We start from the raw sequence: 26,694 nt of genomic DNA, 5'->3' as shown, positions 1-26,694 counted from the left end.
AAAAAATGATAAAATAGAAGTAAGTATAAATTAAAAATTAAACGGAGGCCACATGACTAAAAAAATATCCGCTATCATATTAAAACTCCTACTAATAGTTATCCTATTCATAGGGTCGATTATGATAGTTTTTGCAGGAATAACCGGAGGAGCAATCCTTGAAGTTATGAAGACTGCACCAGAGATAGATGCAGATGCAATCAAATTTGAAATGAGTCAAAACTCGACTGTCGTTGATGAAGATGGCAACGAAGTTGATGCAATTGCTACAAGCCAATATAGAGAAATTGTTCCCTATGATCAAATACCAGACAATTTAAAAAACGCCTTCATAGCTGTTGAAGACGAAAGGTTTAAGGAACATAAGGGTATAGATATTGTTTCTATAATTGGTTCAATGTTTGAAAATATCAAGGCAGGCGGCATTGTTAGAGGTGGGTCAACTATTACCCAACAGCTTGCTAGAAATACCTACCTTACAAACGACCAAACCTACCAAAGAAAGATTAAGGAAATATACCTAGCCCTTGAGATAGAAGACCACCTTTCAAAAGAGGAAATCTTAGGTGCCTACCTCAATAGGGTCTTTATGGGGCAAAATTCCTACGGTGTCCAAGCTGCTGCAAATACTTATTTTAACAAGGATGTAAAGGACTTAAACCTTGCCCAATGTGCGGCTCTTGCAGGTATTGTCCAATCTCCATCAGAATATTCTCTCTATAAGGCTATTAAGACAAGTGAAGTGACTGATGAGAGAGTTCTTGGAGAATTTACCATTGACGGGACAAAATATTCTGCAGTTTTTAATGATGCACCACTTAAAAGAGAAAATTATGTCCTAGATAAGATGCTAGAGCTTGGTTATATTAGCGAAGAGGAAATGGAAGAAGCGAAAAGCTTTGACATTGCCAAATCAATAGAACCTGCCGAAAGGGCAAATACAGAAATTACATCATATTTCAACACCCTTCTTGAAAAGCAAGTTGTAGCAAAACTAATGGAAACTCAAGATATGAGTGAAAACCAAGCTTGGGACAGGCTTTATTATGGCGGACTTAAGATTACAACAACCCTTGACCAAGAAATGCAAAGAAAACTTGAAGATATATATGCTAACTTTTCATCCTACCTCATGGGTGATACTTCTGGTTGGAATGTTCCTCCCCTCCTTGACATGAAATATGATAAGTGGGGAAATATTGTAAATTCAAGCGGTAGGCTCCTTTACTATGCAAGGAATAATTTCCTAAATGAAAACAACGACATCAGGCTTTCAGCCGATGATGCCCACCTTGATGATAAGGGAAATTTAGTTTTAACTACAAATAAGGCCTACCTAGACCAAACCAAGCTAGTTTTTAGAGACTACTATTCCCTAGATGAGGAAAATAAAAACCTAAGAACCCACAGGGTTGGTATGGTTGATCTTACTTCTAATAAAAATATCTACCTAGACGATGAAGAACATATTGTTATTGCCAAGAATTATTTAGATGAAAACGAAAACTTCATAAAATCTTACGAAGACGGAACATTTTCTGTAAGCAAGGACTTTTATGCTATGGACCTAGAAGGGGTTATCCAGCCTCAATCATCATCTGTAATTATTGACCACAAGACTGGCCACATCAAGGCAATCATGGGTGGACGTGATCAAAAAGGCCAAAGGATCTTAGACAGGGCCTCATCTGTTCCCCGCCAACCTGGTTCATCAATGAAACCTCTTGCAACTTATACCCCAGCCCTTGACAATGGATTTAACCTTGCAACAGGCCTTGATGATGTACCTTTTATGATGGATGAAGATGGCAAGCCTTGGCCAAACAACGTCTATGGATACTTTATGGGAGTTAAGCCTCTAAGAGAAGCCCTCAAACTTTCCATAAATACAACTGCAGTATCAACCCTTGACAAGGTTGGTATTGACACATCACTACAATATCTCAAAAACTTTGGCATTATAAAAGAAGATGGCAAAGATAACTTTGTAACAAGTGATGAAAACAGGGAAACCAACGACGAAAACCTTGCAGCTATGGGACTTGGTGCCATGACAAACGGCCTTACAGCCCTAGATATGACTGGTGCCTACGCAGCCCTTGCAAATGGCGGTAAATATCTTGAGCCACTTACATTTTCAAAAATAGTTGACTCAACAGGCAAGGTTTTATTTGAAGATAAGGATAAGATTTCTCACGAGGTTACAAGTCCAGAAACAGCTTACCAAATCACTTCTGCCCTAGAAGATGCGGGCAAGTTTTATGGAAATATCTTCCTAAACGGAACAGAATTTGCTACAAAAACTGGTACAACAGATGATGATAACGACTTTTGGTGTATGGGTTATACCCCTTATTATACAGTTGGAATCTGGATGGGTTGTGATAACCAAAATATTTCCCTAACAGGTAACTCTGCAGATCGTGCAGCCCTCATGTGGAATGTGATAAATAATAAAATCCTCGAAGGATATGAACCTGCACAATTTGAAGTGCCAAAAGGAATTATCTCTATGGAAGTTGATACCATGAGCGGTATGCTTCCAACAAAAGCTTCATATGCAGATCCTAGGGGAACTGTAAGAACAGAAATATTTGGACCAAACAACAAACCAACACAAAAAGATGATGTCCACGAATGGGCTACTGTCGATTCTAGGAACAACCTCCTAGTAAGTGAACAGACTCCTGAAGAATTCGTAACAACAAGGTCCTTTATAAATCCAAAGTCCAACTACAATCCAGCAAACTTCGGCAATATCTATCCTAGAGACTGGAAAAACAGGATGCCAAAAGCCTATTCAGACCTAGGCGAAGAGGAAGATGAAGACGAGGACGAAGAAAAAGATAAGGATAAGGACAAAGATAAAGATAAAAAAGGAGAAAATGGAGAAAAACCTGAAGGCGAAGAAAAAGAAAGTCATCCAGAAGAAAACCCTGAAAATCCAGAACCATAAGTTAAAAGGGACTGCAGACGCAGCCCCTTTTTCTATATAATAATTTGTTTCATATGCAATATTTAACCAATAATGCTCTCCTCTATTGATCAAATTACGTTCAAGTTTATTATGTAGATTTCAAATTGTATTATTCTTAAATAAAATATATTGATTTGCATATAAAAAAGCCAGGCTCAAGCCTGGCATAAATTCTTATTTTTTTCGGTTTTGGATTAATCCTAGGATGAATAATAAAATTACTGCACCTATTACAGCTGAAATTATTTGTGAGAATTTGCCTCCCATATAGTTTCCAAGTAGCCAGTTACCAAGGTAACCACCAAGCACACCTGTAAATATATTTGCAATGCCGCCCATTTCGGCGTCTCTTTTCATTATTCTACTTGCAATATAACCTGCAAGGGCTCCTATAATTAATGTCCAAATAAATCCTAAATTTCCCATATTTCCTCCTTTGGGTTTCATTATTTTCTCCTTATATTTATATCCAATTTTCATTATTTTAAACATTAGCTAAAGATTGACGAAATATTGGCCTGAATATGGTATAATAATTGTGGAAGGTGAACTATGGAAAAGATTAAAATTTTAATAATAGAAGACGAAGAAAGTATCAATAATATCGTTAAGTCCTACCTAGTCAAAGAAGGCTATGAAGTTTACCAGGCCTTTGACGGTGAAGAAGGACTAAAGAAGTTTTTATCAGAAGATATTGACCTTGTTATCCTTGATCTAATGCTACCAAAAATGCTTGGCGAAGATGTGATGAAGGAAATCAGAAATAGGTCCTCAGTACCAGTAATCATGCTATCTGCCAAGGTTGAAGAGGACGATAAGGTCACTGGCCTAAGGCTTGGAGCTGATGATTATGTAACCAAACCATTTTCTGCAAGGGAGCTTATAGAAAGAATCAAAGCTGTCCTTAGACGTATCGAAAAATACAATATCCCAAGGGCTGATATTATTAAAACCCTTGATGGTAGGCTTGAAATGGACCTTGAATACAACAGATTTTTCAAGGACGGTGTGGAAATATACCTAACAAAAAATGAATTTTCTATCCTTAAGACCCTATTTTCAAACCCTAACAAGATTTATACCAGGGATGAGATTATAGAAATTACCTTCGGTTATGACTACGATGCATATGACAGGGCTATTGATACCCACATCAAAAACATCAGGCAAAAAATCGAAGACAATCCAAAAAAACCAATGTATATCAAAACCATCTACGGCATGGGTTATAAGTCTGGCGGTATAGATGACTACCCTCAAGAATAAGATAATAAAAAACTTTATAGCGGGGATTCTTTCCTGTATCTTAGTTTTTTCTATCCTTATTACCCTCCTTGTCACAATCAACTACAATGACCTTTTTAAGGCTATAGACGATAAGAGGCCCAAGGAAGTTGTAGAGCAATTTACAAGGTTAAACAACGATCCAAATATAAGCGGCCAATCTATGTGGGCTTATCTTTCGAATATGGCCATCGACCAAATGGTAGATATAAAATATTACGATGAAAATAATAATCTAATCAAGGAATTGAAGGGCCGTGACGAGTCGGACCATTCAAAGATTTTGACCAAGGAATATAGTTTTATCGATGAGAATAACAATTCCAAGGCAGGAAAGATAGAAATTTACTACAATAGAGACTACACTGGCGTAAATGAAATGAAAGGTAATTTTACCCAGGCAGTTTTGTATGCAATCACAATTTCCCTTGCCATTGGCCTTGTGATAGCTATTATTCTTTCGACAAATATTTCAAAACCAATTATATCTATAGACGAATCAACAGTTGCCATCAAGGAAGGAAACTATGATGTAATTGTGGAAGATTCTGATATTCAAGAAATAGAAAGCTTAAGAGATAATATAAATTATCTGTCAAACAACCTAAAAAAACAGGAATCCATAAGAAAGCAATACGCCCAGGATATTTCCCACGAGCTTAGAACTCCCCTTACCAATCTCAAACTCTACATTGAGGCTATGAAAGACGGTGTTGTGGATGCAGATCCAGCGACTTTGGATATTTTATCAAATGAAATTATAAGGCTTGAGGGCCTTGTAGTAGGTCTTAAAAATACCTTTGATGAAAATGTGTCCTATGCCATTTTATCTAAATCTAATGTTAATATTACTGAATTGATTGAAAATATTGCATCTACCTTTCTTGCCAAGGCGAGATTAAATAATATCACTATTGAAACCCACCTTGACAAGGATGTTATATTTTCAACTGACAGAGATAAACTCACTCAAATTATCCAAAACCTTGTCTCAAACGCTATCAAGGCTATTGGCAAGGACGGAACCATTGATATCCACCTTAGAGAAACTGACAAGGAAATTATTATAAATGTAATTGATACTGGTATTGGTATCGAAGAAGATAATATACAGAGAATTTTTGAAAGATTTTATAGGGTTGAAGATGCTAGAAATACTAAGGAAAATGGCGTTGGCCTCGGCCTTGCCATTACAAAAAATTTCGTCGAAGCCCTATCTGGCAAGATTAAAGTAAAATCAAAGCTTGGCGAAGGCAGCGATTTTGCTATAATTTTCGAAAAAAATAACAGGATGACCAATGACAAGAAGAAAGAGAAATTACTCTAGAAGAAAAACAGAAAATACAAGAAGGAAAGAGTCTAGGCCTAGTCAAATCAGGATTGTAAAAGATGATGAAAATCTTACTCCAAGAGAAATATCTAGGAGAAAAAGATCCAGGCGTGAGAGAGAAAGAGTCTACAAAAGGCGCAGGATAATTCTCTCTGCCCTTGCAGTATTACTAATAGTAATTCCAAGCTTTTTTATAATCAAAAGGTTAAATACCTATGCCAAGACCGGCTATCCTGCCTTCAGAGATGAGGTCCTTGATGACCTATCAAAAACAGCTTTCATCTCCTCTACCGAAGGCAGGAGTCTCACCAGTGCCGAGAAAAGCGCTGACTTTGATATTCTCTATGAAACCATAGTCAAAAATTTTGCTGTTGATAAGTCAAATGCAGAATCTTTTGGAGAATTTACAAAAAAAAGCGATGAATACAGGAAAAAAATTACCAGCTCAAAGACCGACCAAGATTTCTTTATGCTCTTAGGTGAATATTTGAGCCTGATAAATGACTCCTACACAAAGATTTTGGATAAGGATAGCTATACCGACTTATTTAACTACTATAAAAACAAAACCGGATCTGCCATGAAGGAAATTTTGGAAAATCCACAGGTTGTAAACCGCTATAAAAGGATAATAAACGATAAAAATGTTAACGAAGCTTCAGTTGGCATCGAAAGCGGCTATGTTTTAAGGATTTCCCTACCAAATTTTAGGGTAAATGACCTTAAAAAAATTATTGATGAAGTAATTAAAAATGTCACAGCAGCACCTGGTATTTCTACTATGGTAATTGACTTGTCAGATAATAATTCGCTAAACAATTTATTTGTAAACGAATTTGCCAAGTATTTTATCCACCAAGACTACACCAAGAAAGACTTGATTTTCTACAGGGGAAATTTGATTGAAAATAATCTAAAAGATATAAAATCTGATGAAAATTCACCTTATCAAACAGCCTTTGTAAAAAATCTTTCTAGTAAATATAAGGAAAAAATCGAGCATTTCGACCTTGATCCTTATATGTACTACGACCAGGTTTCCTTAAAAATTAAAAAAGACCCGACTTTTGCATCAAGAAATATTTATATTTTGACAAATTCAAATACGGCCAACGAAGCGATTAAGCTTGCTTCAATCCTTAAGGAATCATCAAATGCATATGTGGTGAAAAACGCACTTGATCCTAATCCTACAGCTGAAGATAGGATTTACGAGTTTCCACCATCTCTTTTCGTTCTTGACCATTCAGGGCTCATTATTTCCCTAAATACAGCCAGGTCCGAAAACCCAAATAGGTATCTAGAGTACAACCAAAGAATAAATTCAAAATATCCAATCTCATCCATACTTTCAATCATTGGATAAATGGACAAAGAAATAGACCCAAGAGGGTCTATTTTTATGCTTATCTAAAGTTTTTTACGGCAAATTCTTCACCTTTTCTACCAGCTATTGCTGATATTGCTAGAGCTGCGATTAGGCCTAGGAAGGTTAGAACTGAACCAATAGAAACTGCGTTTGATGCCTTGTCAGCACCTTTTTTAGCTTTTTCTACTGTCTCGTCTGCTGTAAGTTTTGCTTCTTTAGCAAGTTCATTAATCTTATCACTTGCCTGATTGATTGCCTTGCTTGTTTCAACAGATGCCTTATCAAGTTCATCATAGATGTTCTTGCCTATTTCTTTAGCTTCTGCTTCGCTTAGTTGTGAATTTTCTGCTACGGCACTTGCTATAGCATCTTCATCTGCTGCATTTGCAATTGTCTCAGCTTTCTTAGAAAGTGATTTTGTTAGCTTATCAATTTCTGATCCAGCATTTTCTGGATTAAGGGCAATTGCCTTAACTGTTGCAGCAATTTCATCCTTACTTTCCTTTACTTGGCCTTCAAGATAGTCAGGTTGAAGTTCCTTAACATCTGTGTCAGCTAGGTATTTTTCAAGGTTTCCTTGAAGTTCTTCTGTATCTACATCACCAAGTCCTTCGCCAACCTTATCAACTGCTGCTCCAATAGCTGAGCTTGCTGCATCTCCTGCACCACTTAGGGCGCTTCCAGCTACATTTGCCGCTGTTCCTGCAACAGCTCCTGCTGCTTGACCTGCAATACCAAGTGTGGTTGCTACTGCGTTAAATACAAGGGTAAAAAGTAGTAAAACTGTTACTGCCCAAGTAATTGCACCATGTAGTAGACCTGTAGATCTTGCCGCATAACCTGCTACAAAACCACCTACGCAAAATGAAACTATAAGTGTAATTGCTGTCCAAAGGCCAGTGAAAAATCCGATTCCTGCAAATGGATTAGCTGATGTTGCAGAAAAAATTCCAAAGCCTAGGGCTGCTGTCAAAAGACTTAGTACAGTAAATACTGCCGCACCTGAAACTGCTCCTGCTATGATAGATCCCCATGAAAGGTTTCTACCTGCTTCTAATTTGCCTTCTCTTTCGATGGCAATATCTCTTCTTCTTTCTTGACGATTTTTTCTTAGATTTTCGCCTTGATTTTGATTGTTTATGTCTGTCATAATTCCTCCTAAATACATCGTTACAAACTTGCGATGTAGGTTCATTATACCAGACCTTAAAAAAATTTAAAGTTTTTGTCAATTTTCTTTAATTTCTTATTAGAAAACTAAATTATCTCTAAGGATTTCTGATACCATGTCCCTGCCCTTGTGCATCTTCTTAATATTTTTTATATCTAGTATTATAACTTTTTCCCTCAAGAGCTTATTTCTAGCCGCATCTGTAAGATAATTAGAATTTATAATTAAAACTGGAATTAAATCATCAGCCCCGCCCCTAAAGTCTTTTATCATTTTAGAAATTTCTTTCTTTGACACCTTGTGACCATACTCGTAATTTCTTATTTCTAGGGCAAAACGCCTGTCATTCTTTTTGGCGTAGAGGTCAAAACGGTGACTTCTTTGGTATTGTTCTTGGTAAGGCTCTACCCTATAACCAGCTCTTCTGAAGGCTTCTGAAATAAATTCCTGGCTTGATAGGTCAAAGTGGATTTTCCTTAGGGCTCTTAAAAGTCCCTCAGGATAAATTTTAAATATTCCCTTATATTGAATCTTATCGTCAGCCTGCCTTTTGATATCAAAACCAACAAGCAAACCTTCAACCACATTGAAATTCCCATGGGCTATGGCATTTCTTACGTGTCTTAAAAGGCTCATTGTCTTAGTCTCACCGTCCGCTAAAGTCATAACGATTTTTTGATCATTTGGGCAAATTCCACCCCTAAAATCATCCACGATTGACTTTTTTATTGCCTCGGTAAAAAGTACATCCTCATCCCTAAGCTTCATGGCAGCCATCAATTCCACAAATACGTAGTCGTCGTATTCCATGTTGGTAAGAAGGTCTTCTTTTTTGGCCTGCTCAGAATTTATATTGGGCACATACCACAAGAGGTATTTAATGGCTTCATCAAGGTTTGGATCAAGCTTAATAGGCACATCTTCATGCTTTATCTGGTATTTTATTTTGTTTTTACACTTTTGAAGCTCAAACTTCTTACTTAATTCCATACTATCCCTTAATTTCAACCTGGTCTTTCCTATCCCAAATAGCCTCTAATTCTCCCCTATAGAAAATATCAATTGACATATCATAGGTGGATGGTTTCCCATCTTTATAAGTATTACCTATCCCATAAAAGTGAATGAGGCCTTGGCCGTAGGCTTCTTCAATAATATCAAAGGTGTAGTCCTTAAATTCATCTAGACTTAAATTTATAGGATTTTTTTCAAAAGCAAGTATTCTCACAGGATAATCCATATTAGCTTCTATATCTATAAGGTCATGGCAGATGATTTTAGGATTATTGATAGCAAAAGTCTTGCCATTTTCAAAAATAACCATACTTGATAAGCTTATTTCAAGGTTCCTTTCCCTTCTATTTATATAGAAAATTTTCGAATCGTGTAGGCTAAATACAAGCTTTTCGGGTTTTAAAATCATAGATTCTCCTTAAAGTTTTAGGCCTATTACAAAGTTACCATTCCTATTTTCAGCAACCTCTATATCTATGGCAAGGTCTTTTGCATAAAGTTTTGCCAGATAAAGACCCATGCCTGTTGATTTATGAATCTTGTCAACTTCGCCTGTGAAGGCCTTTTCAAAGATAAAGGCTAGGTCTTGGTCGGCAACCTTTGGTCCGTTATTTCCTATATAAAGATTTTTACCCTTATTGGTGATATTTATAACTCCATCACAGTATTTAATGGCATTTGAAATAATCTGGGAAATGATAAATACCAGGGTATTTTTGTCAGTGAAAACTTTGGCTTCTCCTACTTCTTCCTTTATAATAATCCCCTCTTCTGCAATCAATGGATAATAGGCCTTGATGGCTTCATCCAGGCATTCTCTAAGGAGGACATCTTCCATCTTGTAGTCTTTTTTGTTTGCATCTACTCTTGCGTAGTAAAGGATTTGGTTGATATAATTTTCTATATTTGTGTTGGCAAGGCTTAACTTATCAAGGATTTCCCTGTCAAAATCATTTTTGTGGTTTTCAAGAAATAAATTTGCAAAAGCAAGGGGAGTTTTTATTTCGTGGGCCCACATTTCTATAAAATCCCTATAGGATATTAGCTTAGCCCTTGATTCTTCGAGCCTCTTATCCTTAATCTTTATAGCCCTTTGAAAGTCACCAAAGATTTGACCATAATCATGGCCAAATTCTGCTACAAGCAAATCCTTGGCCATAAAGGAATTATTTAGCAAAAATTCCTCTAGTAAGGCCTTTTTCTTATCATTTTTCCTTTTTATTGACCTAAGAATAAAGGCAAGGGCCAAAATTGTAAATAAGAGGATAAATATTATGAAATTTCTTATTAGGCCTGGACTTATTAGGTAAATTAAAAAAATAAATAAAGCATCCAAGGCAAGAAAGGCTATTATCCAAAGAAGTCCATCTTTTAATGTGCTATTCATCTATCTCTCCTAGACCGTAGCCCTGGCCTCTCTTGTTATAAATATTATAAGGGCCCAGATTTTTAAGTTTTTTACGTAGCCTTGTTATATTTACTTGCAGGATATTTTCGTCAATGTAAATTGTAGACCAAACTGCTTTTAAGAGGTCATCCTTTGTCACAATCTCTGGATAGGATTCCATTAGTTTTTTTATAATATCGGACTCTGTTTGTGGCAAAATTAGGTAGGCTTCCTTGTAGGATAATTTACATGTTGATAATTCAAGGCTTAAGTCACCTACACTTATAATATCTTGGAAATGATCAAATAGATCTAGGAGTTTTTCCATCCTCAAAATCAATCTCCTGGTATCAACTGGCTTGGCTAGATATTCATCAGCCCCTATTTCAAGACCCTTTATTTCATCTTCAATCCCAACCCTAGATGTGAGCATCAAAACAGGAATATTTGATTTTTCTTTTATTTCCCTACAAATATCAAAACCAGAAATCCCAGGAAGATTTATATCCAAAATCACAAGGTCAGGCCTCATTTTAAGGGCAAGATCATTTGCCTTTAGAAAATTATCCACGCTTGCCACTTCATATCCCATATTTTCAAGAAATTCCCTTAGTTCATTTAGGAGGTTTCTATCATCTTCAATTATTAAAATCTTCTTCATAATTAAGTATCCTTTCATAGCTCATTCTTAGGATAAACCTCAAAAATAGGCCCATTAAAATCAAAAGTGCTAGGCTGATTAAGGCTAAGCTTCCAATTATTTTGCTAAGTTTTAGTTTGAAAAATATATTCATTGTATATGGTATTTTGGTAAATAAAAATATTGACACAATAAGTGAAACAAGACCTACAGTGAGAAAAAGCGTTGTGTATTCCTTTTTGATTATAGCCCTTATTTCATCCATATCCTGACCCATCAAGCTTAGGATTCTTAATTTTTCCTTGGATTTTTCAAAGAGGATAAAGATCCTAATTGTAAAAAAGCTAAGCCCTGCCAGAATAAAAATAAAACTCAAATAAAAATAAGTGTAGAGATTTTCTGTAATTTGAGAAATAGCATTTTTCGCCTGCCAGATGTAGGATTCATACTTATAGCCCCCGTCGATGAAAGCCTGTCTTAGCATATCAGATCCTTTGGAAAAACCAAAGGAGTTTACAAAGTCTTTTGAAAGATTTATATTATAGGCAAAGGGTTCTTTTTTAGAAATCAAAGAGTCATAAACCTTATCATTAACAACAACCATACTGGCTAGGCCAATTACATCGTTAGAAAAAATCTTATTTGATTTTACAATATTTCTTAGCCTATAATTTTTGCCCCCTATTATAAGAGATGAGTCTTTCTTAGCTAGTGTCTCTTCAAGGGCATATTTTTCATTTTCTGTTTTTGCAAGAACAATAGCTTCATTATCTCCTAAGTCAGCTTCTATCTTATAAATATTTTCAAAAGAAGACTCTCTTAATAAAAACCCGGGCTCAAAATAAAATTCATTCCTACTTTGTCTATCAAGGCTGATATTTGCCTTAACCAGATTATTAAGTTCATCTGAATCAATATCCCAATACTCATAACCAAAAACCGGATAAATTTCCCCTATCATTTGAGCCATATCTTGGTCTTTCGATAGGATATCTATCTTTTCCTTAGAATCATAAAGGGTAAAGTCAGCTGGCCTTTCTAAGGCATTTCTGGACGCTATACTTGTTAAGATTGTGTAAGCCAGGATAAGGGTCCCTAAAATAAGCATAAAGCTTGTAAAAAGCAAGGAAGCCTTGTCTTTCTTAAAAGTTAGGCTCAAACTTTTCCTTACAATCAAATTCTTCCCGCTGGTCTTTTGGAGAATTTTTGATAATATAAAAAAAAGTATAAGCAAAAATATACTTATAAGACTTAGTAAGACCAGTAAATCTTCCCAAAAATAATCATAATTTAAAATTGTTCCTAGTAAAAACAAAACTAGTGCCAAAAATAAAAAAGAATCTGACCTTGACCTTATTTCTCCCCTAAAAATTTCATCAGGATTTTTCTTATAAAAATCTCTAACAATAGTGTAAATTGATAGGCTGTTTAAAAACAAACTTATAGCCAGGGTCAAAATAATGGCCTTAAATGATACGCTAAAATTATGGAAAGTCAGACCCAGACTTAGGACCTTTACAGTCAAAAGGTTTATAAATTCATTGATGAAAATAGATATGGATAGGCCCAAAATATTTGCCCTCAAAAGGTCTTTTAGGGAGTCTTTAAAAAGTAAGATAAATAATTTCTTTTGTCCTAGCCCTTCTGCCATCAAAAGCCCGATGTCATTTTTCCTCTCGCTTATCATGTAAAAACTTGCATAATAAATCAAAATAAAAATAAAAATTAGGGAAACTAGGTAAATTAGCCTGACCGTATCAAGGAGATAATACCTATTTTCCTCGTAGATATAGGAAAAAACTTCAGACTTATCGATGGATAAAATTATGTAGGATGTGATGGAAGATATTATTAAGATTAAAAGATAAAGTTTTTTGCTAGATTCATTTCTTTTCATCTTAAAAACTTCCTATCTGCATTTTCAATTCTTTCTAGAAATTCTTCCCTAGACTCATTTTCCTTACGTCTAAGCTCGTTATAAATCTTGCCGTCATCTAAAAATAAAACCCTATCTGTAAAAGAAATTGCTCTTGTGTCGTGACTTGCCATTATTATTGATCTTTTGTGGACCTTATTAAAAGTTTTTAAAAGTCTTAGGACATTTGCACTAAGCTTACTATCTAGAGAACTTGTTGGCTCGTCTGCTAAGATAATCTTTGATTCTTTTATCAAAGCCCTAGCTATGGCTACCCTTTGCTTTTCCCCGCCAGAAAGACTTTCCGGATAAGAATCAAGTATGTCCTCAATTTCTAAAATCTTTGCAATTTCTAAGACCCTTGCCTTATCTATTTGTTTATTTGAAATATTTAAAGGCAAGATTATATTTTCATAGGCAGTGAGAATATCAATTAGTTTAAAATCTTGGTAGATATAGGAAATTACATTTTTTCTATAAGAAGAAATCGCCCTCCTATTAAAAAGGGAAATATCCTTATCAAAATAGGAAATAGAGCCCTTATTAAAGGACCCTATGCTTGCTAGACAATTAAGGATAGTAGTCTTTCCCGAGCCGGACTTGCCCATTAAGCCTAAAAACTCGCCTTCAAGAAGGTCAAAGTTTAGCTGGGATAAGACTCTTTTGTCTTCCTTACCATAATATTTTTCAAGATTTTCTACTTTTAAAATTCTCTCAAATTTCATTGCTTACCTTTGTTTTTTATTTGACCTAAATCGTCAACCATTGTATAGGTGTCTTTTAGGCCTAGGAGCTTCTCATAAGTTTCATTAACATCTGCGGATCTTGAAACAATAACTTCTTTCCACCTACCTTGGCTGTTGTCTGTGAAGGATTCAATTAAGTTAATATCCTCATCATAGATATCATATGATCCCTTGTTTAAATCATCAAGACTAGTTACTTTGTAGCCGTTTTCTAGTTTTTCGACTTCTTTGTCGTAGCCATCTAAGAATTTTTCGTAAATCATTTCTTCATTACTAGAAATTATAGAGTCTTCCTTAGGATTTTTGCTATAATCGAAAGTATCTGTATAATAAATCTTTTTATTTGTATCTATCCAACATCTTTCATTGCCTTTTCTAAAGAAGATTACCCCATCAAGCCTGCCGCCAATATCAATATTTATTTCTGAATCTCTAGCTTGTATATATTTATATGACTCGCCTGTATCAAGGTTTGTATTTTCGCTAACAACCACACTTGGATCTTCATCCTCGTGATTTAGATATTTTTCTACAAATTCTTTTTCTACTCCATCAACCTGGCCCAAATATTCTTCTACCTTGGCCTTCTTATCTCTTAATTCATTTTCATAGTCTTTTTGTCCTATAGATCCAGATGCTTTTAGAAAAATTCCTCCAAAAACTATTAGACCTATAAGTAACATTTCTTTTGCGTGTTTCATGATATCCTCCTTATTTTTTGTTAATTAAATAATAACATGAAATAAGGAAATATTTAATTACAAGTTTTGTAAGTATTCATTTGCTCCACCTAGGTCTAAGATATTTTCTATAATATAAATAACTTTCAAAGAATCTGGTACAAGGACCATAAACTTATTTAAGGAAATATAGCCTTCTATAAGCCTTGGATTTTCAGCAAGATAAGCTTCTATATCAGAATATTCAAGTGGATTTTCCCTTAGGTTTTCAAAGTCTTTTTTAATTTTCGGTCCCAAAATAGTTGAAGACTTATCTTCTACATAATAATCAAGGGACTTTGTTTTGATATTTAGCATAAGAGCCAGGGTTTTATTTATTTTTGTTGACCTAAAAGTCCTAAGGCCAGTCTTGCCATCGAGGTCTACAAAATGATAAGCCTCTTCACTTATCTCCTCGCATAAATCCTTTATTATTTCTTTTATTTTTTCATCAAGGTCAAGGCCCTCAGGATTTAATAAAATTTCTTCCATCTTTGCCCTTACTTGACCGCTAATTTCAAATCCACCTGTTCCAGCAAAACTCCTGGCGTTTGCCTTATCAGAAAGGCTGACTCTAATTTTTCGAGTCTTGTGGTTTATGGCTTCGATTTTCCAAACCCCTCCAGAAAGGTAAATCCTATCGGCGATTCTTAAATTTTCTCCAAGTTCAATTTCTCCCAAGACTAGCTTATCAGTTTGGACCTTGTAAGTTTTTTTCGCCACAAATTGGTTATAAAAAGATCCCATGGTCATTAGTTTTTCAGCTTCTTTGCCGACTATATATTGGCCGTCAATTTCTTCCACAAAATCTTTATCTAAAAGATATTTAGTTATGGTCTTAAATTCTTCATCAGAAATATCTGCGAAAGATTTTAAATCTTGGTTTAAATTGTAAAAATCCTCAATTAAAAGACCGTTTTTTTCAAGTAGGGTCGATAAGACCTGGTGGGCAAAAATATCATAAGATTTTCTTGGAACGTCAATTTTATCAAGCTTGCCTTCTTCAAAAAGCTTTAGTGATGCCAAGGCCTGGACTAAGTCCCATTTATCTGTGGCGATTTGATGGATGACTGATTTTCGAGTCCTTCTTCCTGACCTACCGAGTCTTTGAGATAAAGATAAAACCGAAGCTGCAGATCCTACTTGAATTACTTGGTCAACCGCCCCTATGTCAATTCCCAGTTCTAGGGTAGAAGTTGCCACAATTATAAAATCTTGCCTGCTAGTTTTGGCAAAATTTTCTATCTCAGTTCGCTTTAGCTTTGATATTGACGAATGATGGGAGAAAACCCTAATTTCATAGGAATTTTCTGCCACAAGTTTTTTTAGCAAGTAAGATAATTTCTCCACCTTTGCCCTAGAATTTGGAAAAACTAGGGTTGATTTTCCTAGGGAATATTCCAAAATTTTTTTAGCAATTTCTTCATTTACATCTGTGCATTCTATATAATCAAGACTAGTCACTAAGTCGTTTTTCGACCTATCAAGGAGGATATTAGTCTCCCTCCCATTTAAGAAAAAATTTTTAGCTAAGTCGTAGTTTTTATCCCCTATAGTTGCAGAAAGGCCCAGCATTCTAGGGTTTTTTTCTGTATAATTTTGTATTCTTACAAGGAGAGACTTTAATTGTAATCCCCTATTTGAATCCAAAAATCCGTGGATTTCATCAACTATGATAAAATCCAGGTCCTTAAATAATATTTCTGCCCTCCCCTTATCGGAAACTAGCATGGCTTCCAGGGATTCTGGAGTTATAAGTAAAATACCCGAAGGATTTTCCACAAGTTTTTCCTTTTGACTGACCGATGCCTCAGAATGCCAGCTAGTGACACCAATATCAAGGTCCTCACACATATCAGTAATTCTTTTAAATTGGTCATTTATAAGGGCAATAAGAGGTGAAATATATAAAATTTTTAGCTTATTTTTAATATCTGTGGACTGGGATATGGCTGGCAAAAAGGCTGCCTCAGTTTTTCCAGATGCTGTTGGTGCTGCTAAGATTAAATTATTCTCCGAACCATATAGGTGTTTAATAGCAGCATCTTGGATTTTTGTAAGTGATGGCCAGCCTTTTTCGTAGATATACTTTCTCATATCCCTGGCTAATAAATCATAAGAACTTGTCATATCACTTCTATTTCATCATCTAAATTGTCAGGGTCTTTGGCAACAGGAAGAATATTTCCAAACTTATCAGCTAAAAGATCAGAAATTTCTGTCTCTGGATTTTGTCTTTTAATATCAAGTATTTCTATAAAGTCCTTGATTACTGCCCTTGGGGTCAAAAATTCATCGGCACCCGGCCTATTTAGCTGACCTTCCATGTAGGAAATTATTTCAGAACTTGATACATCTATTTCAGCTTTATAATGAGTGTTGTAAATATTTACCAGATTTTCAAGCAAGGTGTAAATCTCTTCGTCACTTAATACCTTAAGGCCAAGGACAGTTTTATTGGTATTTACAAAATCACTATCCATAGAGGCTTCGCTTCCAAGCCTGCCTTTTAGGGCACCATAGGAAGCAAGTCCCCTCGATTCGTCAAAAACAGTCTTTCTTGTTGCCCCAAAATTTATAAACAAACCCTTGGCTTGGTTTGACTTACATTCGTTGTAAATATTTAAAATCTTTTCGTAATTTCTTTCCCTGGTTGTGGCGTGTGGGAGTTTGTAGAGGTTTACCGCCTCATCAAAATTTATTACAAAACCAGCATAGCCAATTTCTTGAAAAAGCTCGGCAAGATTTTTTATAGCTTCAAAATAATTATCATCATTAATTATTTCATTTATGCCCAAGTCTTTTTTAGCTTCTGTCTTTGTGGTAATATCTCCCCTTATCCACCTCATAGCCTTAAGCTTTAAGATTCTGTTACCCGTAATAAAGCCCTCATAGTATGTTGAAATTGCTTGACCTAATTCATAGGAAAGCCCAACTGTCCTAAATTTTGCCAGAGTTTCAAGGATAATTCCTATTACATCGTCCTTATATTCGCCTCTCATCAAATCTTGTAAGTCGTATCCTTTGTCTGCGCTTAGCTTGGCAAAGATATTTGAAATCCATTCTTCAAAAATTATTTCAATTACATTGCCAGTCCTGGCGTTTTTTGTCTTGAGGTTTTCAATAATTGTAGAATATAAGTTTACAGCTTTCCTGTCTGTCGCATAAAATCTTCTTGATGGATTTAGATCAATGGTTGATGCTACAAAGTTTTTAGAAAGGGCTAGGTTTTCTATGGTTTTAAGCATAAAAGACTTGCCGGACCCGAAATCGCCAACCCAAAACCTTAGGTCAGAATCTCCATTTTCTATATTTGCCAAAATCTTTATAAGCTCGTCAACTTCAGCCTTTCTGCCTACAAGGAGGTGGCCAAGGCCAATGTCTGGCACAACTCCCGCTTCAAGACTTTTTATAATAGTGCTCGCTTCTTTTGGATTTATCCTATCCATCAATTAACTCCTTTACCATTTGTTCATAAAACTCATCAATAAGGATCCTGTCATCCTCAATTACCAAAGTCTGATCATTTATATATTCAAATAATTCGTCATTAATATTATTAATAAAAACATTTAAGAAAAGCCCTTGATCCATAGCAAGGCCAGTCGCTTCCTTCTTTGAAATAAAGCCTTCTTTTAAGATTTTTTCTAGAAAAGATTTTGCTGATGAAGAAATCTTTTCATTAGAAATTTGATTTTCTTCCTTTTTATCCTCGGTCTTAAGTTCTTCTGGAATTTCCTCATTCACAGGAAGTTCTTCATCTCCGCCAACAAAATCATTTATGGTTTGGACTGTCTTTGACAAGTCTTTCCTTGATTTTTTCACAAGGCTTTTATCAAGTTTAATCCTCTTAGCCTTAATTTCCCTAAGGTCTAAAACTTCTGAAACTAGGTCAATATCAAAGTTTCTATCCTTAATTAGGTCCAAAAAATCTTGGTAATTTTCGTCCCTAATTATTTCAAAAAGTGCCTTTTTATCTTTTGGTCTTTCCATATTATTTTTGAAAATATAGTAAAGTGCCAAGACCCTTGTCGGCGTAAAATCAGCTTTTAAAAGACTATCTAAAATTTCTCCAAAATTTTCCCTATTATCAAAAGACCTTAGGATTTCTTCTTGGCGGTCAAGATTCAAACTTTCTATGAAAGCCGCTATATCATTTGATTTTTGAGGATTTTCCTTAAGATATCCCAGGTAAATTTCTTCTATTTTTTTATTTTCCAAATTATCAAGAAAAACTAATTGATAATCCATAAAAACACTCAAGATGTCATCGCATTGGTTTTCTAAGAGAATATCTATAGCCCTTTGGGTTTTAATCCCAGCTAAGAAGGAAAATTTATTCCTAACATTAGCCTCTGTCATTATAAATAGGCTATCCAAAAGATTTTTCGAAAGTGTATAGGGCCTGGCGTAAGTTTTTAAAATATCGCTATTAATTTCAGGCCTTGTAAAAATTATTTTCAAACTTTTAAGGAATAAATTTATAGTTAGGTCTGCCAAAATCGGATTTTCCCAAAGGACATTTCTCCTTTGACTTAATTGGAGTAGGGCCCTTTCCTCATCTTTTTGAAAATCATACCTATCACGAAGTTTCCCATCCATATCCCAAAATACAGCCACTTTCCCTGATGCGGTTAGGTTATAAAAATCAATTACATCCTTGCTTAGGCTTGGAAATTTTTTTAAAAAATCTTCAGCAACTGGACCAAAAAGAGGTTCTAAATCTCTATTTATAAGACTTTTTATGTTCCTATAGATCCTTGCCGATTTTTTTTCGTGGTAGGGATCTATAAAATCCTCAACATAGTCACGGGCTAGGACGTAAAGTTGGTTATAAAAATAAGGAGACTTTGTAATTTTCACTTCTTTTTCGCCAAGCCTTGCAAACTTTATATAAAGCTTTAGGCTCTGTGACTTAACCTGACTTGGCACATCCAAAAGATTACCTGTAAGCCTTAGTTTTGACACGTAATAGCCGTCGTTTTTCTCTCCTAGGTCAAGGTTGATAGAAGCTTTGACTTGGTCAGTATTAATTTTTCTTTTAATTTTCTTTTTATCTACATCTTTGATATCATTAAGTAAATTTTCAATCAAAGCCTTAATATCATCCATGGCCCCTCCTTTTTCTAGCTTATGTATCATTATACTGCTGTAAGGAGCTTTTCTAAAGGCAAAAAATTCCAATAAAAAAAGTGCCGAAGCACTTTTTTACTTAGTAATTATCTTCATTAGGTCATTTACAGATGAATCGTAAACTGGACCAAACCTTAACATATATTTCATTAAAATATAGAGTCTATAGAAATTAAGACGTTGTTGATAGCCTTCATCAAGTGGCATTAGGTCCTTGTATTCCTCATAGAAAGCCTTTCTAAAACCGCCAAAAACTGTTGAAACTCCAATATCAAATTCCCTATCACCATAAAGTGGTGATGGGTCAAATACGATTGGTCTTTCGTCTTCATCAAACATAAAGTTTCCTGCCCATAGGTCGCCGTGGAGTAAAACCGCTTCTGACTTATGTTTATCAAGCTCTCTTTCTATGACAAACCTTACTTCTTCGTACCTAATCCTATCCTTATCATCCCAAAGTTTGGTTTTTATAAGCATATCTCTTAGCTTGTCCATTCTCTCGAAAAGAAAAACTTCCTTCCAAGTGTCTTTAAATTCATTGTCAAAATCACAAGCTGTACCAATAAATGGATAAGGAAAACCAAATTTCCCATCAGGACTTTTTATCTTGTGAATATCTGCAATAACCTTAGCCAAGTCTTCCTGGCTACCAGCTCTTTCTTCGTGATGGTAGGTCATGAGTAAATATGCTGACCCATCTATATCCCCACTTGCGAGGGCTCTTGGCGCAAAAATTCCATTTTCTTCAAATAACTTAAGTCCGGCTTTTTCACATTCAAAAAATGAAGCATCTTTGTTTTTATGGACCTTCATAAAATAAGATCCACCATCAGCCTCAAGCTTGTAGGAATCATTCACATCCCCACCTTCAATTGGGCTGATATTTGTTACATTATTAATAGGTAATAATTCTATAATTTTTTCCATAATATCCCCTATTCTTTCTTTACTTATAATTTACTATATTTTTTAAAATTTACTAGAAAATCCCCCAATCATAAAAGATTAGGGGATTGTAATTACTTATTGTTGTAACATTTTTTCTGCTTTTTGAATTAATTTTTCTGACTTATCCATCAGTGCTAAAAGTCTATCTTTGACTTTCTCTACCTTTTTTGGAGCTGTTTCAAACAAAAATTTTACTGCTGATATTTGTGTCTTATTTTCGCTGATAGATTGTTCTAATTTTTCTCTTTGTTCTTTAGAAAGTTTCTTATCTGTTTTAGGGCTTTCTTCCTCCTTAGCTTGACCAAAGTACATTGTGTAGTCACCAACAAGACCTGTCGCATTTGAGTCTGACTTATCAGCGTAGCCAAATTCAACCCCTACATAATTTAGGTCACCAGCATAAATTATGCTTAGACCCATGTGGTCGTATTCAGGGTCAAGAATAATATGAAGGTGGGCGTTGCCGTTGTTGTAAACACCGTTTGATTCTTTCAGAAGATCATATTCACTCTTGCCTCCATAATTTGCCCTCTTACTGTAAGCCCATTGATTGAAGGCTTTTTCAGGTGTATATGGATCAGAGTTGTTTGCAAGGATTTCAGCATAGGTCCTTGTACCACTTGGAAGCCCTGCTGTAGCACAATCACTACCGTCAGGTCTTTGGTGAGAAAGTCCTGTAAGACTAACTTCATACATCCTTTGAATGGTTATTTTTTCAAGGTCTGTTGACCACTTTGTTCTATTGATGTAGGCTTCTTTTGATGTGATTCCCTTAGTCTTTAAATATTCTCTTAGCTTCATATTAGTTGGATTTGATTCAGCATCAGAAATATATGGTACATTTTCATCCCACATCTTTGCTCTTAAGTTTCTAATTGCTGCAAGTGCTTGAGATTTATTTTCCTCATCTTGTTTTAAATTTAAGGTGATAGCCTTACTTTCAAAATTTTTTGTAGAAATACCAAAATCAAGCTTTTGGCTCGCATAAGCTACATTTTCACTTTGAGGATTTACAAATGCTAGGCTATTTGCTGATAAACTTGCTAATAGCGCTAAGGCTAGAACTTTTTTTGTTTTTTTCATGACTGCTCCTTTATATTTATTAGTACTATTATAACATAAGTTACTTTTATAACAAAATATTTTATTGTAAAGTTACATTAAAATCTTTAATTATTTACCTTCAAAAAAATTCAATATATCCTCATAGACCATTTTTTTGTCGGTTTCATTTAGAATTTCGTGTTTCATATTTTTATAGACCTTATTTTGGATATTTTTATAACCAATTGATTTTAAAAAATCTAGACTGGACTTAATTCCCTTATCTCCCTTGGTTATAATGTCATCTTCGCCAACCATATTATAAATTTCCAAATCCTTATTTTTACATTTATATGTGGATTTTTGGCCTAATTTTTTATTAATCTCTACTAAGACCCTTGAATAACCAGTCTTAAACTTAAAAATCCTAAGTGGGTCATTAGCTTTTATTTCTATATTTTCCCCATCATAAGATATAAATTCTAAACCCTTTGCCCCAACAAGGGCATCGATCAACCTGCTTTCTCCCTTATCTCCAAAGTAAAAACATCCTATATTAAAGAAAAATAAGGCAAAGGCTGATAGAGGATTTGTTGGCACAGTTCCAGTTAAAATAAGTTTGTCTATTAAATCATCGTTTTTCCTTATAAATAATCTAGCAAGCATAGATCCCATTGAATGGCCCAACATATAATATTTAAGGCCTGGATATTCTTTTTTCATGTATTTTGCAACCATTATCTCATCGTCCACGATCTCTTCTGCCCTTTTCATATAGCCATTTGGATAGGTAGTTGAAATTGATTTGCCGTGGCCCCTGTGATCGCCTATTACAACTATGTATCCATTTTTATTTAAAAAGTTTGCAAAATCTAAATAATTTCCCGAATGTTCTGCCACACCGTGGATTAGTTGAACAATAGCCTTGGGATTTTCACAACTTAATATCCTTACAAAAGAGTCAAAACCATCGGTATTTGTAAGGTAGGCTTCCTCATAAAATCCATCTTTTTTTACAGTCTGCCTCCTAAAAAACTTCTTTGTCATATCAAGTGACTTATAACGAATTTCCTTAATCAAATAATAAATTTGTGGAATGAGTAAAATTAATAAAATAATTATTATTTTGTTCATTAGCATATCCTCCCTTCTGCTTTGGCCAAGTCTTCCTTGCCCTTGTATGCTATCGATGTTTTTATAATAATTTCTACAGCCTTGACCATATTTTCAAGACTCATAGATCCCATACCCCTCTTATCTAAAACCTGGGCTGGCAAATATGGGACATGGATAAAGCCTGCTGATATATTTTTGTATTTATCGGCAAAATACAAGTCGTTATACATGATGAAATTGCAAACATAGGTACCAGCTGAGTTTGAAACTGAAGCAGGAATTTCTTCTTTTCTAAGATTTTCAACTATTGCCTTAATTGGCAGTGTCGAAAAATAGGCATTTTCTCCATCCCATCTTATTTTTTCATCAATAGGCATCTTCCCATCGTTATCAGCAATCGAAGCATCTGCTATATTTATAGCCACCCTTTCTGCTGTAATATCAGTCCTCCCGCCTGCTTGACCAAGAGAAATGATTATATCTGGCCTTGTCTTGATTATTTTCTTTTCAAGTATATCTGCACTTCCAACAAACTTAGTAGGAAGAAAGAGTTTTTCTAACCTGTGACCATCAATTTCATCTCCGAGCTTATTTAAAATTAGACTTGCTGGGTTTATTTTTTCTCCGCCAAAGGCATCAAATCCTGTAATTAAAATTTTCATAATTCACCTCTATATTTATTTACCATAAAGTGTCAGTTTTTAAACAAAATAATATAAATTTATGGTATAGTGATGAAAAGGAGATAAGTATGGATATTAAAGCAATTTCAGGCGACGACTTATTAAAACTTGACCCAACATATAAAATTATCGACGTAAGAACTGAAGAAGAATATAAAAATGGCCACATCAAAAATGCCATAAACATTCCACTTGATAAAATTTTGGAAAATGACTTTGACCTTGGAAAAGATGAAAAACTCATAATCCATTGCAGGACAAATGGCAGATCTAAGATGGCTGTTAAAAAACTAGCTGCACTTGGCTATAAAAACCTAAGCCTTGCCCCAGGAGTTGAACTCTTTGACTATAAGCTAATTAAATAAAAGGCCTTGCCAGGCAAGACCTTTATTTGTTTATGTTTTTTTCTAAAACTTTTCCTGCCAAGTATCCACATAGGACTGACAAGACTATAAGCATCAACCAACAAACTATAAAATGACTTACATTGGAGTAGTCAATAAATTTTCCAACACCATGGAAGGACCCAGGTCTTTCAGTAAAACCTGTTAGTCTTAAGATGGAATCATAGCCATTTTTACTAATCATAAGGCATGATATGGCTTGGAGATACAATTTTTCAAGTTTGATATTTCCTGCCAAAACCAGTTGAATTAATAAGACAAAAGGCATGACAGTCATTGCTATTTCTGTATTTTTAACTGCTGCAGAAATTAAAATTCCAAGGGCATTGGCAGCATAGATAATAAGGAAAAAACTAATAAATAATCCAAGAATTACAATATAATTATCCATATTTTGATGGTAAAAAATTGTAAGAAGTATTGTTATTATTAAAGCTTCTATTAAAACTATCAAAAGACCGAAGATCATATGACTGGCTATATATGATTTTATATCTAGTCCTTCCCTATATTCGTGCTTTATTATGTCTCTTTCCTTGCAAATTGATGTGATGGAGTTAAAAATCCCTAGCCACAAACAAGCACAAGCCAAGATAAATACAGCTGTTCCAGCATCAGACGATGTTGTTAAAAAACTATCTGGACCAGTTATGAGCCTTACTATTAAAGGTGTAGTGATAGCTCCTAGTAAAATTACTAATTTTGACTTATTTTTAAAATCCCTAATTAATTTTCCATAATAAACTTTTATCTGTTCTTTTTTAGATAGATAATTCATCTCTTTCCCCTTTATTAAATTTTTCTACATAATAATCCGTATCATCTAAAAGTCTATCGACAATTGTTTCAATATTTTTTGTATCAAAAAATTCCATAGCTTCATCTGGGCTTCCATAAAAGGCTAGTTCACCACAATTTTCAGTCTGACTTTTACCCAGAACTAAGATTTTATCATATAATTCTACAGTCCTATCTGGGCTATGGGAAATTACCATAATTATCTTGCCATTATCTGCTATTGTCCTTAGGTTTGCCATAATCGACCTTGCATTATAGCCGTCAAGCCCAGAATCTGGCTCATCTAGCAAAAAAACTACAGGTGATGCAATATATTCACTGGCTATGGATAGCCTTTTTCTCTCACCTCCAGATAAATCTTTTACTAAGGATTCTTTTAACCTTGAAAGGTTCATCATATCAAGGATTTCTATTACGTAAGCATCTAATAAGTTATCATCCTTGGTAAAGTCCCTAGGAAGTTTTAATTCCCCAGAGTTTTTAAGAGTCATAAAAACCGTATCATTGTCTCTAGATAGGTCAAATTGAGGTACTGTCGACACCATTCTTTTGGCCAAATCAAAGTTTTTGGCAAAGTCTATATTGCCTATACTTATTTGAGCCTTTGAGTTATGTTCATTTAAAAATTCATTGAAAAATGTGGATTTGCCAGCTCCTGATGATCCTAGCACTAAGATAAGTTCCCCTGGTTTTGCTTCAAATTTAATATCCTTAAGTAGGGTTTTAGGACCATTTTCTGTCATAACCACTTTTTCTTTAATATCTACATCCAGGATATCATCCTTATCTATATTTACAGCAAAAATAGCCTTGGATCTTTTCTGATAGTCTTCTAATTCTTTTTGATAAATTAGGAAATCATCCCTTAGGATAAACATCCTTCCGTCTTTTTGGACAAAATCATTATTATTAAATAAAATTTCATCATAAATTTTTTTATTATTTAAGAAAAGTCCCTCAGAAGGTGGCTTGATTACAAGTCTAGCATTTTCATATCTTATAAAATCGACATCTAAGTTAAAGCTTCCATCAACTTTTTGCTTTTCCCATATAACATCTTCCTGGTCTAAAATTGTATAAATTAGGATAAGGCCTTTTAATTCTATTAGATCATTGTTATGAAGATAATATTTATTGGTGGAGTCTATAATTTTTTTGTTTACAAATAGGTTCGAACTTGGATTAACCTCAATATAATAGCCCTTATAATCATTTGCTAAGACAACATCATTTTCTAAGATAATTTCCTTATTAAACTTTATAATTTCGGGATTTTCACCTATTTTAATTATAAGAGGATAAATATCGGTATTTAAAATCTTATCTGACGCATTTATGCTTTTACTGAGATTGTCATATATATCTATAAGAGGTTTTGCAATTGGTCCAGTCTTTTTTGTCGTATCCTTTAAATCAATAAAAGACGTCCTCTTAACCCTAGGCCCGTCGTTTCCTACAAGAATTCCACAATTAGGGCAATATTTATAGCCTATTTTTAATTCATAAGAACACTGAGGACATTTTTCTTTTAACAAATACTTATCCATTTAATTCTCTCTTTTGTCCGCAAACAGGGCAAAAATTTGCGTTTGCCTCATATATGGCCCCGCAATTAGGACATTTTCTAGTTGCATTTGTTAGGATAATTATTTGCTTATTTAGGTCTGTGAGTCTTTCATATAATTTTTTTATATTTTCTCTTTCCTCTTTAAAATCTGGTAGACTTTCGCCTTTTTCTAACCTATCATAAAGCTCACATCCCATAAGCCTTAGAGCTTGATTCATCTCTTCTTCCAAATTTTTATATTCTTTTTTTAGTTTATTTTCTTCTATTTTTGTTTTAGCAGATTCACTAACCTTGTTAGAAGCCTTACTAACTTTTGAAAAAACACTGTCTAAAAAATCCATAATTAATCCTTTCTTATGATTCTATACTAGCACAATTTAGCTTGTTAATCAATTGATTATTTTATTAGAAATTCAATATGCAAAAAAATCCCTCAACCGAGGGATTTT

The 26,694-nt window shown here is 34.5% G+C and carries 24 protein-coding genes; 5 read left to right on the top strand and 19 right to left on the bottom strand.

The window, feature by feature from the left end:
• Positions 1-52: 52 nt before the first annotated feature.
• Positions 53-2,956 (top strand): transglycosylase domain-containing protein, encoded by a 2,904-nt coding sequence (locus tag K8P03_RS07630; RefSeq protein WP_223420048.1) that lies wholly within the window; start codon positions 53-55, stop codon positions 2,954-2,956.
• Between the two features lie 195 nt (positions 2,957-3,151).
• On the opposite strand, the gene K8P03_RS07625 is transcribed toward K8P03_RS07630, so the two are convergent.
• Positions 3,152-3,403 carry a GlsB/YeaQ/YmgE family stress response membrane protein gene (locus K8P03_RS07625; RefSeq protein WP_223420046.1) on the bottom strand — a complete coding sequence of 84 codons (252 nt, stop codon included), beginning with the start codon at positions 3,401-3,403 and terminating at the stop codon, positions 3,152-3,154.
• A gap of 126 nt (positions 3,404-3,529) precedes the next feature.
• Between K8P03_RS07625 and K8P03_RS07620 the strand changes: the two genes are divergently transcribed.
• The 3 genes from K8P03_RS07620 to K8P03_RS07610 are packed head-to-tail and all read left to right on the top strand — an operon-like array spanning position 3,530 to position 6,957.
• A complete protein-coding gene (locus tag K8P03_RS07620; RefSeq protein ID WP_209771456.1) occupies positions 3,530-4,243 on the top strand; it encodes a response regulator transcription factor in 714 nt (237 codons plus the stop codon).
• Positions 4,224-5,588, top strand: a complete 1,365-nt coding sequence (locus K8P03_RS07615) for a sensor histidine kinase (RefSeq protein ID WP_223420043.1) — start codon at positions 4,224-4,226, stop codon at positions 5,586-5,588. Before K8P03_RS07620 ends, K8P03_RS07615 begins: the two co-directional genes overlap by 20 nt.
• A complete protein-coding gene (locus K8P03_RS07610) occupies positions 5,560-6,957 on the top strand; it encodes a peptidase S41 (RefSeq protein WP_223420041.1) in 1,398 nt (465 codons plus the stop codon). The genes K8P03_RS07615 and K8P03_RS07610 overlap by 29 nt, the downstream gene beginning before the upstream one ends.
• Positions 6,958-6,997: 40 nt before the next feature.
• On the opposite strand, the gene K8P03_RS07605 is transcribed toward K8P03_RS07610, so the two are convergent.
• From K8P03_RS07605 to pcp, 15 genes are all read right to left on the bottom strand, one after another.
• Positions 6,998-8,110, bottom strand: coding sequence for a TIGR04086 family membrane protein (locus tag K8P03_RS07605; RefSeq protein WP_223420039.1), 1,113 nt, complete (start codon positions 8,108-8,110; stop codon positions 6,998-7,000).
• 99 nt (positions 8,111-8,209) lie between these two features.
• Complete coding sequence (locus K8P03_RS07600; RefSeq protein WP_223420037.1) at positions 8,210-9,121, bottom strand: restriction endonuclease; 912 nt, start codon at positions 9,119-9,121, stop codon at positions 8,210-8,212.
• Between the two features lies 1 nt (position 9,122).
• Positions 9,123-9,554, bottom strand: coding sequence for a hypothetical protein (locus K8P03_RS07595; protein WP_223420035.1), 432 nt, complete (start codon positions 9,552-9,554; stop codon positions 9,123-9,125).
• A 9-nt stretch (positions 9,555-9,563) separates the two neighbouring features.
• The gene (locus K8P03_RS07590; protein ID WP_223420033.1) at positions 9,564-10,532 is read right to left on the bottom strand and encodes a sensor histidine kinase; all 969 of its coding nucleotides are present in this window, start codon (positions 10,530-10,532) and stop codon (positions 9,564-9,566) included.
• Positions 10,525-11,193 (bottom strand): response regulator transcription factor, encoded by a 669-nt coding sequence (locus K8P03_RS07585; protein ID WP_223420030.1) that lies wholly within the window; start codon positions 11,191-11,193, stop codon positions 10,525-10,527. Before K8P03_RS07585 ends, K8P03_RS07590 begins: the two co-directional genes overlap by 8 nt.
• Entirely contained in the window at positions 11,171-13,069 is a 1,899-nt protein-coding gene (locus tag K8P03_RS07580; RefSeq protein WP_223420028.1) for an FtsX-like permease family protein, read from the bottom strand. Before K8P03_RS07580 ends, K8P03_RS07585 begins: the two co-directional genes overlap by 23 nt.
• On the bottom strand, positions 13,066-13,812 hold the full coding sequence (locus tag K8P03_RS07575) for an ABC transporter ATP-binding protein (protein ID WP_223420026.1): 747 nt from the start codon (positions 13,810-13,812) through the stop codon (positions 13,066-13,068). The genes K8P03_RS07580 and K8P03_RS07575 overlap by 4 nt, the downstream gene beginning before the upstream one ends.
• A complete protein-coding gene (locus K8P03_RS07570) occupies positions 13,809-14,534 on the bottom strand; it encodes a hypothetical protein (RefSeq protein WP_223420024.1) in 726 nt (241 codons plus the stop codon). Before K8P03_RS07570 ends, K8P03_RS07575 begins: the two co-directional genes overlap by 4 nt.
• A 57-nt stretch (positions 14,535-14,591) precedes the next feature.
• Complete coding sequence (locus K8P03_RS07565; RefSeq protein ID WP_223420021.1) at positions 14,592-16,682, bottom strand: DEAD/DEAH box helicase; 2,091 nt, start codon at positions 16,680-16,682, stop codon at positions 14,592-14,594.
• Positions 16,679-18,001, bottom strand: a complete 1,323-nt coding sequence (locus K8P03_RS07560) for an ATP-binding protein (protein ID WP_223420019.1) — start codon at positions 17,999-18,001, stop codon at positions 16,679-16,681. The genes K8P03_RS07565 and K8P03_RS07560 overlap by 4 nt, the downstream gene beginning before the upstream one ends.
• A complete protein-coding gene (locus K8P03_RS07555; RefSeq protein ID WP_223420016.1) occupies positions 17,994-19,664 on the bottom strand; it encodes a tellurite resistance TerB C-terminal domain-containing protein in 1,671 nt (556 codons plus the stop codon). The genes K8P03_RS07560 and K8P03_RS07555 overlap by 8 nt, the downstream gene beginning before the upstream one ends.
• A gap of 96 nt (positions 19,665-19,760) precedes the next feature.
• Positions 19,761-20,612: a fructosamine kinase family protein gene (locus K8P03_RS07550; protein ID WP_223420014.1), complete on the bottom strand. Its 852-nt coding sequence runs from the start codon at positions 20,610-20,612 to the stop codon at positions 19,761-19,763.
• Between the two features lie 96 nt (positions 20,613-20,708).
• Complete coding sequence (locus K8P03_RS07545; protein WP_223420011.1) at positions 20,709-21,716, bottom strand: CAP domain-containing protein; 1,008 nt, start codon at positions 21,714-21,716, stop codon at positions 20,709-20,711.
• A 90-nt stretch (positions 21,717-21,806) separates the two neighbouring features.
• A complete protein-coding gene (locus K8P03_RS07540) occupies positions 21,807-22,811 on the bottom strand; it encodes an alpha/beta fold hydrolase (RefSeq protein WP_223420009.1) in 1,005 nt (334 codons plus the stop codon).
• Complete coding sequence (pcp, locus tag K8P03_RS07535; RefSeq protein ID WP_223420006.1) at positions 22,811-23,455, bottom strand: pyroglutamyl-peptidase I; 645 nt, start codon at positions 23,453-23,455, stop codon at positions 22,811-22,813. Before pcp ends, K8P03_RS07540 begins: the two co-directional genes overlap by 1 nt.
• Before the next feature lie 89 nt (positions 23,456-23,544).
• Between pcp and K8P03_RS07530 the strand changes: the two genes are divergently transcribed.
• Positions 23,545-23,841, top strand: coding sequence for a rhodanese-like domain-containing protein (locus K8P03_RS07530; protein ID WP_223420003.1), 297 nt, complete (start codon positions 23,545-23,547; stop codon positions 23,839-23,841).
• 22 nt (positions 23,842-23,863) lie between these two features.
• Here K8P03_RS07530 and K8P03_RS07525 read toward each other — a convergent pair whose 3' ends face one another.
• Genes K8P03_RS07525 through K8P03_RS07515 form a run of 3 tightly spaced genes read right to left on the bottom strand, consistent with a single transcriptional unit; the run spans position 23,864 to position 26,586 of the window.
• Positions 23,864-24,658 (bottom strand): ABC transporter permease, encoded by a 795-nt coding sequence (locus K8P03_RS07525; protein WP_223420001.1) that lies wholly within the window; start codon positions 24,656-24,658, stop codon positions 23,864-23,866.
• Positions 24,642-26,225 carry an ATP-binding cassette domain-containing protein gene (locus K8P03_RS07520; protein WP_223419998.1) on the bottom strand — a complete coding sequence of 528 codons (1,584 nt, stop codon included), beginning with the start codon at positions 26,223-26,225 and terminating at the stop codon, positions 24,642-24,644. The genes K8P03_RS07525 and K8P03_RS07520 overlap by 17 nt, the downstream gene beginning before the upstream one ends.
• On the bottom strand, positions 26,218-26,586 hold the full coding sequence (locus K8P03_RS07515) for a zinc ribbon domain-containing protein (protein WP_223419996.1): 369 nt from the start codon (positions 26,584-26,586) through the stop codon (positions 26,218-26,220). Before K8P03_RS07515 ends, K8P03_RS07520 begins: the two co-directional genes overlap by 8 nt.
• Positions 26,587-26,694: the final 108 nt, after the last annotated feature.

The sequence above is a fragment of the Anaerococcus murdochii genome, from assembly GCF_019957155.1.
Classification (GTDB): Bacteria; Bacillota; Clostridia; order Tissierellales; family Peptoniphilaceae; genus Anaerococcus; species Anaerococcus murdochii.
The sequence above is the reverse complement of the archived record's forward strand: the minus strand, read 5'-3'. Positions and strand labels throughout refer to the sequence as shown.